We start from the raw sequence: 675 nt of genomic DNA on the forward strand, positions 1-675 counted from the left end.
CCACCACCCCGGAGCCGGAGGACTACACCGGCGAGGACGGTTTACTGTACTGCGGCAAGTGCCGCAAGCCGAAAGAAGCCTATTTTGCGCCGGATAAGGCCGCTATCTTCGGACGCGACCGCCACCCGGCAGAGTGCGACTGTCAGAGAGCCGCCCGCGAGGAACGGGAGGCCGCCGAGGAACGCCGCAGGCACCTTGATACCGTGGAAGAACTGAAACGCCGGGGCTTCACCGACCCCACCATGCGGGACTGGACTTTTGAGAACGACAACGGCAGGAACCCGCAGGCCGGGATTGCCCGCCGGTATGTGGAGCATTGGGAGGATATGCGAACCGACAATATCGGCTGCCTGTTCTGGGGCGGCGTTGGAACCGGGAAAAGCTACCTTGCGGGCTGTATCGCAAACGCCCTCATGGAGAAAGAAATCCCCGTCCATATGACGAACTTTGCCCTTATCCTCAACGACCTTGCCGCCAGCTTTGAGAACCGCAACGAGTACATTTCCCGCCTTTGCCGCTATCCGCTGCTTATCCTTGACGACTTCGGCATGGAGCGCGGCACCGAGTACGGGCTGGAACAGGTTTTCAATGTGATTGACAGCCGTTACCGCAGCGGCAAGCCGCTGATCGTCACGACCAACCTCACGCTGGACGACCTGCGGAACCCGGAGGACA

1 protein-coding gene is annotated in these 675 nt (G+C 60.9%); it reads left to right on the forward strand.

Annotated elements, in window-relative coordinates; translation table 11 throughout:
- The coding region (locus B5F27_RS16380) for an ATP-binding protein (protein WP_144066583.1) at nt 1-675 on the forward strand (675 nt) is incomplete at both ends.

The sequence above is a fragment of the Faecalibacterium sp. An192 genome (assembly GCF_002160175.1).
Lineage (GTDB): Bacteria > Bacillota > Clostridia > Oscillospirales > Ruminococcaceae > Faecalibacterium.